Annotated in this window: 11 protein-coding genes; 2 read left to right on the top strand and 9 right to left on the bottom strand. The window is 45.8% G+C overall.

The window, feature by feature from the left end; all coding sequences use genetic code 11:
* Nucleotides 1-4 precede the first annotated feature (4 nt).
* Nucleotides 5-1,150, bottom strand: coding sequence for a glucose-1-phosphate adenylyltransferase (locus ACM1ND_RS11110; protein ID WP_023988335.1), 1,146 nt, complete (start codon nucleotides 1,148-1,150; stop codon nucleotides 5-7).
* Nucleotides 1,151-1,407: 257 nt separating this feature from the next.
* Here ACM1ND_RS11110 and ACM1ND_RS11105 point away from each other — a divergent pair, with 257 nt between their 5' ends.
* The gene (locus ACM1ND_RS11105) at nucleotides 1,408-1,545 is read left to right on the top strand and encodes a hypothetical protein (RefSeq protein ID WP_023988334.1); all 138 of its coding nucleotides are present in this window, start codon (nucleotides 1,408-1,410) and stop codon (nucleotides 1,543-1,545) included.
* A gap of 115 nt (nucleotides 1,546-1,660) precedes the next feature.
* On the opposite strand, the gene ACM1ND_RS11100 is transcribed toward ACM1ND_RS11105, so the two are convergent.
* The 6 genes from ACM1ND_RS11100 to ACM1ND_RS11075 form a co-directional block, all read right to left on the bottom strand.
* Entirely contained in the window at nucleotides 1,661-2,473 is an 813-nt protein-coding gene (locus tag ACM1ND_RS11100) for a DUF3891 family protein (RefSeq protein ID WP_023988333.1), read from the bottom strand.
* 131 nt (nucleotides 2,474-2,604) lie between these two features.
* Nucleotides 2,605-3,393, bottom strand: a complete 789-nt coding sequence (locus tag ACM1ND_RS11095; RefSeq protein ID WP_023988332.1) for a response regulator transcription factor — start codon at nucleotides 3,391-3,393, stop codon at nucleotides 2,605-2,607.
* Entirely contained in the window at nucleotides 3,365-5,329 is a 1,965-nt protein-coding gene (locus tag ACM1ND_RS11090; RefSeq protein WP_023988331.1) for a sensor histidine kinase, read from the bottom strand. The genes ACM1ND_RS11095 and ACM1ND_RS11090 overlap by 29 nt, the downstream gene beginning before the upstream one ends.
* Before the next feature lie 46 nt (nucleotides 5,330-5,375).
* Entirely contained in the window at nucleotides 5,376-7,022 is a 1,647-nt protein-coding gene (locus tag ACM1ND_RS11085; RefSeq protein WP_028542391.1) for an extracellular solute-binding protein, read from the bottom strand.
* Between the two features lie 26 nt (nucleotides 7,023-7,048).
* Complete coding sequence (locus ACM1ND_RS11080; RefSeq protein ID WP_023988329.1) at nucleotides 7,049-7,936, bottom strand: carbohydrate ABC transporter permease; 888 nt, start codon at nucleotides 7,934-7,936, stop codon at nucleotides 7,049-7,051.
* A 14-nt stretch (nucleotides 7,937-7,950) separates the two neighbouring features.
* Nucleotides 7,951-8,913: an ABC transporter permease gene (locus ACM1ND_RS11075; RefSeq protein ID WP_023988328.1), complete on the bottom strand. Its 963-nt coding sequence runs from the start codon at nucleotides 8,911-8,913 to the stop codon at nucleotides 7,951-7,953.
* A gap of 253 nt (nucleotides 8,914-9,166) precedes the next feature.
* Between ACM1ND_RS11075 and ACM1ND_RS11070 the strand changes: the two genes are divergently transcribed.
* The gene (locus tag ACM1ND_RS11070) at nucleotides 9,167-10,057 is read left to right on the top strand and encodes a hypothetical protein (RefSeq protein ID WP_023988327.1); all 891 of its coding nucleotides are present in this window, start codon (nucleotides 9,167-9,169) and stop codon (nucleotides 10,055-10,057) included.
* Between the two features lie 195 nt (nucleotides 10,058-10,252).
* Here ACM1ND_RS11070 and ACM1ND_RS11065 read toward each other — a convergent pair whose 3' ends face one another.
* Both ACM1ND_RS11065 and ACM1ND_RS11060 read right to left on the bottom strand, forming a co-directional pair.
* The gene (locus tag ACM1ND_RS11065; RefSeq protein WP_023988326.1) at nucleotides 10,253-11,110 is read right to left on the bottom strand and encodes a hypothetical protein; all 858 of its coding nucleotides are present in this window, start codon (nucleotides 11,108-11,110) and stop codon (nucleotides 10,253-10,255) included.
* A 234-nt stretch (nucleotides 11,111-11,344) separates the two neighbouring features.
* Nucleotides 11,345-12,844, bottom strand: coding sequence for a UxaA family hydrolase (locus ACM1ND_RS11060; protein WP_013310046.1), 1,500 nt, complete (start codon nucleotides 12,842-12,844; stop codon nucleotides 11,345-11,347).
* Nucleotides 12,845-12,857: the final 13 nt, after the last annotated feature.

The following is a 12,857-nucleotide window of genomic DNA, read 5'->3' as shown; positions in this document are numbered from 1 at the left end:
CGGGTTAAATTCGTGCATGAAGCTGGCTTTCCTGATCGAACAAAATAATCTCATCAGAACTATCTTCAGGTCCGATAAACGCGTTGTCTTCAATAACGATGTTCTCATTCACGATAGCCCGGTGGATACGTACATTGCGCCCAATTTTTACGTTTGGCATGATGACAGAATCGGTAATGACGCTCCCTTCACCTACTTCGACCCCATAAAATAGTACAGAATGCCTTACTTCTCCATCCACCATGCAGCCTTCATTTACAATGCTGTTTTTGAGGATTGCCCGTTGGGTTATATACTGGGCCGGTTGATTAGGACTGCGGGTATAGATGCGCCAGAAAGGATCGTTCAGATCCAAAGGCGGATCCTGAACCAGAAGATCCATGTTGGACTCCCACAAGCTCTGAATGGTACCTACATCCTTCCAGTACCCGGCAAACGGGTACGCATACAACGACCGGCCATGCTGAAGCAGCAATGGAATGATATCCTTGCCAAAATCATGTGAGGATTCAGAATCGCTTGCACTTTCCAGTAAATAGCGACGTAACACCTCCCATTTGAACAAATAAATGCCCATGGAGGCCAATGTGCTTTTCGGCTGATCAGGCTTCTCCTCAAAGTCATATATTTTCAGATCATCATCGGCGTTCAATATCCCAAATCGTTTGGCTTCCTGAATCGTGACATTGATGACAGAAATGGTGCAGTCTGCTTCCTTCTCCTTGTGATAGTGGAGCATTCGACTGTAGTCCATTTTATAAATGTGATCCCCTGACAGAATGAGTACATGCTCTGGGTCATACTGATCCAAGAAATGCAGGTTTCGATAAATTGCATCCGCCGTGCCTCTGTACCAGTTGTTTCCATTTTCTTTCTCGTGCGGTGGTAAAACAAAAACTCCTCCATCCAGGCGATCCAAATCCCAGTCGCTCCCAACGCCGATATAGGAATGAAGCACCAACGGCTCGTATTGGGTCAATACGCCTACGGTGTCTATACCAGAATGAGTGCAATTGCTGAGAGGGAAATCAATAATGCGGTAAGTTCCTCCAAAAAATACTGCCGGTTTGGCTAGTGTACGGGTAAGTCCTTTGAGTCTTTTGCCTTGTCCGCCGGCGAGCAGCATGGCAACCACTTCCTTCTTTCTCATAACAAAGACCTCCCTGTCATGTGCGTCTGAAGCAATTGTGGCGGGATATTTAATAATATCCATTAAACATGAAAAGACAGTCGTAATCGTTTCATTGGCGAAGGAACGGGTAAGATTTGATGGAGAAGGGTAAAATCATAGTTATGCGGAACGAGTGCAAGGAATCACTAAATCGTAAAATCCCGTTCATCTTTTCACATTTTGGATGCTTTTAAAGCAAGCGTGTATGACAACATGATCATAAGGAGGCGTTATTCATGAAGAATAAAAAATGGGTGGTAGCCGCATTGGGAATGGGTGTTACGTATCTGATGAAAAATAAAGGGGCACGCGATAAGGTATTGAATAAGGTACAGACTATTGTCAATCGTGCGAAAACATCTGCAAAATCGTAAAATGTTAAAGCTAGAAAAAAGCGAGCCTCTCTGAAGCATGGTTCAGGGAGGCTTTGCTCTGACTTTTCTCTGCGTCTACGAACAAAATATTGTTCGAGGCTGTATCCGTAAACGGTCAGGCGTTCTCCTTATGTTCTTCTACTTCCATGATATGTTCAACGGTAAAGGTTCGATGCGTCCATTCGGAAGAACGGTAAGCCTCTAGGAGACCAAAGGTACGAATTTTCTCCTTGTCCACCTTCTTAAAGGTATGAGTAATCCCTACCTTGCCCCTGAAAGGAAAAAAGGAAAGACCTACAGTCTGATCCGATAGCCACTCGGCCCAAACTCGCCCGCTTTCATGTCGAACAGCCGGGAAGCTTAAACCTTCAGCAAACCATTCATAATCTGCTGTAGGCGTGCCCGGCTCTCGGCTGCACAAAAACAGACTCAATTCGTCACAAAACAACATTCTCCGTACATCCGTCCGCACTTGATGGTCGAAGGTTACGCCACATGCCAGCTCCTGTTTGAGCCTCTGACGACGCTGTGCCTCCGCTTCCTGATAAGCATGCGTAATCTGCTTGTCCTGAGCGTTTTGATGCTCGGTCCGTCCGACTAGCTCCTTGTACATCAAGCTACACAGCAACGCCGCATACGTATTACCTTGTTCGACTTCATCAATCCCAAGACGATAGAAAACAAAACGAGGATTGAGCGGAAAATCAATAAACGTATAAGGTGCAGACACATGATCATTCCAGAAAGGAGCAGCGTCTAACTGTATCCAGCCCCGATCATGCTCCCTTGCTGCATATACAAAATCCTGCTTATGACGTCTATTCTTGAAGGCACTCTCTTCCCATTGTGAAGCCAACTCACCTGAAATATGGGCATGGTCATGCTGCGTCGTCATGATATAAGCTTGGTCCGTTTCATAAATAACCATATGCTCTCCCCTTCCGTTCGGCGATTCGTGTGATTGTGTACAAACTCTCTGATTGAAGGCGATGGTTATGCTTACGTTTATTATATCAGGATAAGGTTAAAAAGGCAGTGAAGTTTTCCGCCTCTTTATATCTAATTACCCCTTTGATTCTGCACTCGAAACTGTTGCGGGGTCATCCCCTCCAGCTCACGAAACACTTTGTTAAAGTGCTTTGCATTGTCAAAGCCCACGTTAGCCGCAATTTCATAAATCTTGCCCCCTTGACACTCCAGCAGCTTTTTGGCTTCTGTAATGCGCAGCCTTTTTACATATTGAACAAAGCTAAGGCCTGTATAGGCTTTGAACGCCTGACTAAAATACGTATAATTCAAGGATACTGAATTGGATACTACTGCCATATTCAAATCCTCGCTGTAATGAGCATGGATGTATTGGATAGCACGTGTCATGCTACCGCTTCTATCGACGATGGCACTCGCGCCAGCTGGTCTATCTTTCTCTACGCTGACAACACCATCGTATATGAGGTGGTTCCTCTGCTTCAATTCCTCATTCAAAACTGCCAGCGCACCGAACAGTTCCTCCCTTACGATTGGCTTGAGCAAATACTCCCGTGCCCCACAGCGAATCGCTTCGCGCGCATACTGGAACTCGTCATATCCACTGAGAATGATTACCAAAGGTCTGCGACCCGGCTCCAGCTCGTGAATATGCTGCATCAGCATAATGCCATCCATAACAGGCATACGGATATCCGTTATCACCAACTCGGGCAAAAACTGCTTCACATGCTGCCAGGCTTCCATTCCGTCCTTGACCAGTACACATTCATAGAGACCGGAAAATTCCCGTTCGATCATAGCTTGAAGTCCCATTCGAATATTTTTCTCGTCATCCGCAATCAACAGCTTGGTCGTCATGGTCTGCCCCCCTCATCATGTAACGTTTAGGCAAAATCAGGGTCACTGTCGTCGATTGTCCGGGGATGCTGTCCAGTCTTATGCCATACTCTTCGCCATACTGCATACTCAAACGGCGATGCACATTATACAAACCGATTCCCCCATTCATCCCGGGCTCGTGGGAATCCATTTCCGTTCGCGCTAGACCAGCCATGATGGCGTTTCTTCTTTCTTCAGATATCCCCACTCCGTTATCCTGTATGCGCAATTCTATAATATCCTGCTTAGGGCAGGCTTCAATCGTGATGCTGAATGGGCTTTGCAATGCACTCCAACCGTGCTTGATAGCATTTTCGACTACAGGCTGCAGCAACATTTTCAGCATCTCCAGTTCCATAAACGCCGACGATAGATGAATTTCCAATCCAATTTGGTTATCGTGGCGAATGTTCATGATGGCCACATAATGCTGAATATGGCGGATTTCATCCCGCAAAGCAACACACGATCCCGACCATTGGAGATTATAACGCATCATCGAGCCAAGGGAAGTAAGGGCATCCGACAGCGGATACTGTCGTTCTATCTCCGCCATCATTTTTAAATTTTCCAATGTATTATAGAGAAAATGGGAATCAATCTGATGCTTGAGCGCTAGCAGCTCAGCCTCCTGAGCAGCGGCCTGCTTGTGTACTGCTTCGGCAATGAGTCCGTTTATCCGACTCAGTAGACTGCGAAAATATAGAGCCAGCTCAGCCACTTCTCCCCGCCCATATACTGGAATTCTAAGCTGAAAGTCACCCTCCTGCTCTACTTTTTTCATGGATTCACGCAGTGTATGTAGCTGCTTGAGAATGTAGGCATGCAGGGTATAAGAAATGACGGACATAAACACAATCAGCATACTAATAATGAGTAGCATGGCATTGCGTTTCTGACGGAGATCACCCAGCGGACCGTCCAGCGCCACCACATTTAGCAAATAGGCGTCCAACCCTTCTATATAACGGTACATGCCGAGATAAGGCTTATTCTCATAGGAAAAATCAAAAGCACCACCCGGTCCCTGAACCTGGGACTGAAACAGATGGTGCACATGGGACAGAGGGATCGAAATTGAATCTGATTGAGAGGAAGCTGTAGCTATATCGGTAGAAGACATTGGTTTATCAGCGTTCCTTGAGCTGGAATCGTCGCCGTCTAGAATGAACATTTGCCATGCGCGGTCACGTTGTGGGATTCCAAATACTCTAGGTGAAAATAGCTCCAGCCTCATGTTTGTTTCTACCAACCCTGCGTGTCTTCCTCCGGTAGACTGAATTTCACGCAGCAGTGCCATATACTGCACTGTCTCACTTTCCTGCCGGGATTGCCCCAGAAGTAAGCTTTTCGGCCCCTTGTACATTTCCCACCATATTTTCCCTTGTCGGAGTTGGGCCGTTTTCAGCCAGGAAGCTTTAGGCAGTCGTGATTCATTAAAAATCATTGGCCATATTTCATGTGCCTGAGGATTACTCGTATACAGTCGAATGTTCTCTACATTGGGATTACTGTACAGCAAGTGCTGTAAATTTGGAAACACATTCAAGTTGAATTGGACCAGCTCATCGCTGCTTATTTCACGTTCCTCGGTCAGATAACGAAGTACGTTGCGATCTGAGATCGCAAGCTGTGCGGTTCGCTCCATAATTTCCATATTGCTGTGAATATGGGCCAGCTCTGTATCCAACACATACTGATTTTGTACGGTAATGTCTTGCATGGTATTCTCGTACAGTTGGTGAAAGGTATATAGCGAGAACAATACCACCGGAATTAAAATGACTCCGATATACGCGACAATGAGCTTAACTTGAAGAGAGCAACCGCCAAGCCGATCGGCCGTCCCCTTCATCCACTGCCATATAGTGCTGCGCAGCAGGCTCTTCATCTGTGAACGTGCACGGCCTGGCATGAAATCACATCCTTAGGGGTTCAATAGATTAAGTCATCGAATTAAATCATTTGGTGAACTGTTCAATTTTCTTAAGGTTTTCCTCATAGGCTTTTTGCTGATAGGCCATAACTTTGTCATATCCTGCTTTTCTGCGATCTTCCAAAAAGCGAGCAAACAGCTGGTCGAATTCCTCATCTGAGGAAGCCAGCAGCAGCTTCGGCAATGTCTTGCCCCAAATTTTATCTATCTGGCCTGACGCAATGCCCTCCGCCGAAGTTCCGGTCGGTTTGATATTGTCATATTGGGAGAAGCCTTTCGTCTTGCCTTTCGTCCAATCCTCTGGCTGCTTATACGGCTCGACGCTGGGCGGCGCCCACTGCAAATTCATATTCGTATCCATCAGCATCCAGAAGGTGAAGGAGGCTCCATATTTTTTATCAAAAGCAGAACGATCCTTGTTCAGCAGTTCCTGCACCTCTGGCTTGAAGGCTGGCTTACCGTTAACCATGTCCCACAGCTTGCCCTGCTCCCCCAGATACAGATCGCGGTTTCCTTCCTCGCTAATCAGATAAGTCAGAAATTCAATAGCCCGCTCCTTGTCTTTGACATCCTTCGAAATAAGCGTCACCGTCCAGCCGGAAATACCCGGCCCAGCCAGCGTCGGCGGGTCCAGCTTACTGTTCGAAGGTCCATCCACCGCGATATAGACGGAGTTCGGGTCCTTCGCATATAACATTACCTGTTGTGTGGCAAAGTCAGAGCGCTGATATAACATGGCAAAATATCGGCCCTGTGCCACCTTTTCCTCCATTTGCGGACGTTTGTCGATAAATACGTCCTTGGCGATCAGGCCCTGCTCATTTGCTTGACGGAATGTTTTGAGCCAGCGAATATACTCTTCGTCCGAACGACGATCGTATAGCTTGCCGTCTTTTTCATGAGGAATGGCTAGGAAGTTAAGTAAATAGTCTTCAAAAGAATAATTTCCGTTATCCGTAAATTCGTGGAATCCCATCGGGATAAGAGGCTGACCGTTCACCTCTGGAAATTTCTCTTTCACTTTTTGAAGCGCTTTCAAAAATCCTTCCGGTGTTCTCATATCCGGCTTGCCGATCGCCTCGTACATATCCTTCCGAACCATAAACGTCTGGTTGGAAACAAAATTTTGGCCGTATTTTTGATAATCCTGTGGCGAAGAAGAAGCGTTAGGATACCCGTAAACATTCCCGTCCGTTTGGCGATACCAGGACATTTTCGCCGGATCAGCTATTTTAATCAGATACGGATCGTATTTCTCGGCCAGCTTGTTGAGCGGAAGCACCATCTTGCCCTCAATCATTTTTTTGACCGCGTCCTCTCCCCAACCAAGCGTGACAAAATCAGGCAGCTTGCCGGAGGCCAGCATGGTGTTGAGCTTTTCATTTTCATTCCCTGCGGGTACGATAAAATTGACGCTGACCCCGGTCTTTTGCGTAACATACTTCGAGGTCATATCCGTCCCCCACTTGTTCGGGAACCAGGAAAAGTTCAAATACCAGTCAAACGTAATCGGCTCCATATCCGCCTTCCATCCCGGTGCATCTGCCGTAGCCTTGGTCTTCTCGTCCTTCAATTCCGTGACAGTACCGCCTCCACCGGACGTACATGCCGCGAGCAAACCCACCAGCAGAACAGAGGCCAACAGCCCCTTCTGCCATTTGCGAATGTTCATTATAAATCTCCCCCTTGGATGATGTGCTAACCCTTGATCGAGCCGATCATCAGACCCTTGACGAAATATTTTTGCAGAAAAGGATATACCAGTACAATAGGCAGTGTCGTCACGACCATCGTCGCCAGCTTGATCGATTGCGAAGTGACGGACTGGGCAACAATTCCCGGTGCAGCAGCCATCATCTGATTAGAGCTGGATTGGGCAACAACCCGGTACAAATATGTTTGAATTGGCTGAAGATCCGTATTATTAATATAAATCATTCCGGTAAAATAATCGTTCCACTGGTATACCCCATGAAATAACGCAATCGTCGCTACTACCGGCATAGATACAGGAAGCACGATCCGGCAAAAGATACCAAAATCATTCGCACCGTCTATTTTCGCCGCCTCTTCCAGTGCATCCGGCAGTTCTCGGAAAAAAGCCATAAAAATAATAAGGTCAAAAAAACTGAACATCGCAGGAATGATGTACACCCAAAAGCTGTCCAGCAGTCCAAGATCACGTATCAGCAAATAGGTTGGAATCAATCCCCCACCGAAAAACAGGGTAATGGTGCCAATCAGCATATACAACTTGCGCCCGATCAGCTCCCTACGGGAATATGCATATGCAATCATGGCAGTAAAAAACACATGAACAATCGTGCCGATAAGTGTCTTGGCAATAGTCACCCCCATCGCAGCCATAATACCGTTGTTAGCAAATACGGCCTGATAGCTGCCCAGACTGAAGACTCTTGGCCACCAGTAAATGCCGCCCCGCATAGCGTCTGCTCCTTCGTTAAAGGAGTTCACCAGCACATACCACACGGGATACAACGTGACAAAACAAATGATCAGCATGAAGACGTTGTTCATGAAATCGAATATCGCTTCGCCTGCTGTTCTGCGTTGCAATAGCTGCATGCAGCCGTCCTCCTTCAAAATAGAGATGTATTATTCACCCGCTTGGTCACCGAATTGGCAATTAGCAGCAAAATGAGAGCAAGAACCGATTTCAGCAAACCCACCGCGGTAGAATACGAGAAACGGCCCTGCTGAATGCCCATCTGATACACATAAATATCAACTACATTACTTGCACTTTCATTCAGCGAGTTACGCAGGACGAGAATTTGATCGAAGTTGGAGTTCAATATGCCGCTAACCGCCAAAATAAACAAAATAGATATTGTCCCCTTGATAGCGGGAAGTGTGACGTACCACATTTTCTGAAACCGTCCGGCCCCGTCAATGGTGGCCGCTTCGTACATGTCTGTAGATACCCCCGCCATTGCTGCCAAATAGATAATAGCTGACCATCCAAGCTCCTTCCAGATATCCGAGCTAACGACGATAGCCCAAAAATAGCTCGGCTCTGCCAAATAACTGATCGGCTGGTCAATCCAACCCCAGGCTAGCAACAGTTGATTAATCATCCCAGTATCTGCCAGCCACGTCGTTAAGATCCCGCCAAGAATGACCCAAGATAAAAAGTGAGGAAGGTATGAAATGGTCTGAATAGATTTTTTGAACCGAGTAGATCGTATTTCATTCAGGAATAGAGCAAATACAATAGGCAACGGGAACCCGATGGCCAGCTTGAGTAGGCTAATGCCCAGTGTATTTTTGACAATGTACCAAAAGTTATCATCCTCCAAAAAGGCCCGAAAATGCTCTAACCCCGCCCAAGGTGCGCTTGATAGGGTACCAATGATGTCAAAATGTTTGAAAGCAATCAAAATGCCGTACATCGGAATGTAATGGAAAATAATCATCCAGACCACCCCAAGCAGCGCCATAGTCTGCAAATGTCTTTGTTGAACCCATTTGCGCGCTAGTGATGCCCCTCTACCCGATCGAACCGGTGGCTGTGGCTGCGGATTCTTCCATCCTGTTCTCATACGAAGACCTCCCTTCTTTGTAATGTAAGCACTTACATTTATTATTTTAGAGGCTTCTGCTTCGAATGAGTAGTACTGGATTTTTCGATTTTGGTATCTAAAGTTCAGGTGGGGATCTGACTATACGCGAAAATCTTCTTCCATCCTTTGGATTTTTACATCTATTAATTTACGAAAAAGACTATCAGATGGTACGATAAGACTATATGTGATTCCAATCATTACCTATATACCTAGATCAGGAGGATTAAGAATGGAAGAATTGGTTCGTTCGATTCAGAAACAGGTTCGAATTAAAAAGGTTGCCTGTTGGGCGGGGCTCATCATGTTTGGTCTGTGTACTTTAGTTGGCGTTGCAGCTCAGGAATGGCTTATGACGCTCTTGGCGCTCGCGATGACAATTTTATCCGTCTATGGATTAACCATAATGCGTGGTATGACAAAGTTTACCAAAGAGTATCAACCGGGAAAGGGCTACGGTTATTATCGCCGTACGGTACAACAAAAGCTGCGCTATCTAACTTGGGGACAGTGGTTAGTAGGCGGCCTAATTGTCCTGATGTTCTTTATATTTAATGTCCGACTTAGCGCTTTTCTCATAGCTATCTTGGGCATCCTGACTATTCAGTTCAGTATCAAAAAACGAATTAAAAATCATCAGGAACCCGATGTCACTGAGCTGGAGGAGTTTGTACGGATGGGGATTGTTTCTCCGCATGAGCAGACTATTGGGGTATATAAAGATTTTCTACACCTGAGTCATACATTTCGGGGTAACCAAATTGTTATCGTTACAGACAAACGCCTGATTTCTGTATTTGTAGAGGAACAGGGGCGTGCGGTGAAAACGGAAATGCTACTCTCGGGTATAAACAAAATACGCGCAATCGGTACGGGTTTCCAGGGTCAAGGTATATTGCTGTCTGTAAGCAACCGTGACCATAACGAGCTTCACATTCATATGGTCGGGAAAAGCATTTTCTTTTCTCCAGAGCAATTCATAGGTTCCTTGCTACGGGCACTGGATGCAGCGTTAAAAAGCAGACCATACAGTACGGAAGAACCATTCCCCGTTTACCAACAGACAAGAATTTCATTGCATCCATCAGAACAAGGTTTGCTGCATAAACCTACAACAGCTTAAATATTTTTGGGACATGTGCCACGTTATATATACGTTATGATCGGTCTTCATAATACGCCAAATAGCAAGTAAGCCCTGATCTTAATGAGCTTACTTGCTATTGGGTGTACTTCTACTTTACTTCTGCCTTCTTAATGATTGGCTCCATGATAGAACACCGTGATGAGGTCATGACTTGTAACAAACACTAGCAAACTAAACAGACTGAGCGACAGAGGGCGTGAAATCAATTTTTTCATCCTTTAACACTCCTTTTAAAATAGTTATATATTGGTCTTGCTGTGTTGCTGTAGCTTGGGATCTGAAAATTTCAAATATAGCAGTACATTTCCTAAACTCATGCTCATGTTCCATACCCAGGGTATCGGACAGCATGAGAGATTGCAGGATATAGCCCAACGCAACCGTAAACTGTTGTTGCTTGATATAATAAAGAGCCAGTTGATAGCAGAAGCGAAAATAATAAGATACATTCACAGGCTCTTCAAAATATGTAAAACCTTCAATTTGTTCGGCAAATGATTCTAGCACAGCCTCTAAAGGATAGTCGTATCTCGACGCTCCCTCAACGATGGAAAGAAGCCCCGGTAACAGTTCTTCCGGATTATTACGAAGAAATTCGATGTATTCCTGCAACACTTCGGCATGACCTGACAAAATATCAAGGGCATACAAATTAGCTCTAGCAGCATAGCGGTAATATTCTACCTCTGCCTCCCCATATTGATCGAGACCATTAAACCAGCCCAATTCTGCATATTTTTCGATGCAATCGCGAGCGGCCTCATACTTGCCCTGTTTTTGGAAGGCCATGCCTTTCATGAGATGACTGTAGCCGTAGTAGTAGACTAGCGGCCGTTTGGTATGTATGGGTTGTATAGGTTTCTTGCGCGCTTTGTAGAGCTGCAATTCCTGATACTTTTGGTTGACATGGCTATACAGCCGGTCGCATAAAGCAATCATATTGGCACCATCCGCAAATGAAAAAGACAGCTTAATCATGTTAACAAGTGTGTCTAGATCTGTGATGTCGGAGTGAACAAGATCATCCACCGTTCCCGCCTCCTTGTCCGACTTTTTATATTCACCAAACAAAAGTAAAATCTAAATCCTATCTAAAAATAACTTAATTACGTATTTATTACGTAATTAAGTTATATCATAAATACAAACATGTGACAAGTACATTATGATAATATATTCCAATTTTTCTAACATGCCTATTTAGAAGCATACAAACTCAAAAAGGGAAGCGGAATAATTCCGCCTCCCTTACACTACAACCTTTTATAACGTAACACCGTTTTTAAAAATAGCGAGCTCTCTGAAATTGTTTTTCTCATTGTTCACCCAGGTTCCGCTGGCTACATCGACGATGTAATCGACAAAGTTGCGGAGCGCATCTTCCATACTGACATCCTCCACCAATGAACCGGCGTTATAGTCGATCCAATGAGGTTTAGCCTTATACAACGGCGAGTTGGTTGAGACCTTCATCGTCGGAACAAAGGAGCCAAACGGCGTACCGCGTCCGGTTGTGAAAATGACGAGCTGGCAGCCCGCTGCGGCGAGAGCTGAAGATGCCACTAGATCGTTCCCCGGCGCGCTGAGCAGGTTGAGTCCCTTGGTCTTGAGACGCTCCCCGTACTGAATAACATCAGTGACCGTAGAAGACCCGGATTTTTGCGTACAGCCCAGTGATTTATCCTCCAGCGTCGTGATGCCCCCTGCTTTATTGCCCGGTGACGGATTTTCGTATACTGGCTGCTTGTAATCCAGAAAATATTGTTTGAAATCGTTAATCAGATGTACGATCTTATTAAATACTTGCTCATCGGCAGCGCGCTCCATTAAAATCGTCTCCGCGCCGAACATTTCAGGTACTTCTGTTAATACCGTTGTTCCACCTTGCGCGGCCATATAATCCGACAATCGTCCGAGTAGTGGGTTGGCAGTAATACCCGATAAGCCATCAGATCCACCGCATTTCAATCCGATGTTCAGCTCTGACAAAGGTACAGGTTCCCGCCGATCTTCTTGCACGGCCGCAAAAATTTCATGAAGCAGCCTTACCCCTTCCTCTACTTCATCCGACACATCCTGGGAAAGCAAAAACTTTACCCGCTCCGAATCATATTCCCCGATGGCTTCCTTAAATTCTTTCATCTCATTGTTCTCACAGCCCAAACCCAGTACAAGTACACCACCTGCGTTCGCATGTTTCACAGCATCGATCAAAATCGTGCGCGTATGTGCATGATCGTCACCCAACTGAGAACAACCATAGTTATGCTTGAGCACCAGTGCATTTTCAAAAGGTGAAATATCTCCCGCTTCCTGCTTGAAACGGTTTAAAATAAGTTCAGCGATCCCGTTCACACAGCCGACCGTCGGCACAATCCACAACTCATTGCGAATCCCCACACGGCCGTCCTTTCGCCGAAAACCTTGAAACGTACGACTCTCCTGTTCATATAAATGAGGAGCTGGCTTAGGCTTATAAGTGTACTCCTCCACGCCTGTCAGGTTCGTCTTCGTATTATGCGTATGCACATGCTGTCCTGCCTGAATGGGCTGAATGGCATGACCGATGGGATATCCGTATTTCAGAACATGCCCACCTTCAGCTATATCCTGCAAGGCGATTTTATGCCCACGTGCTACATCCTCGGCTAGCTCCACTCGTTGTTCTTCTTGTGCTCCCCACGCCAGTGTCTCTCCCTGCTTGTAATCACGCAAGGCGACAGCCACGTTATCTTGATCATGAATTTGAATGAACTCCAGCATTCCGGTCTCCTCC

It is taken from the genome of Paenibacillus sp. JJ1722, from assembly GCF_048282685.1.
Classification (GTDB): domain Bacteria; phylum Bacillota; class Bacilli; order Paenibacillales; family Paenibacillaceae; genus Paenibacillus; species Paenibacillus polymyxa_B.
This window is presented reverse-complemented; position numbering and strand designations above follow the sequence as displayed.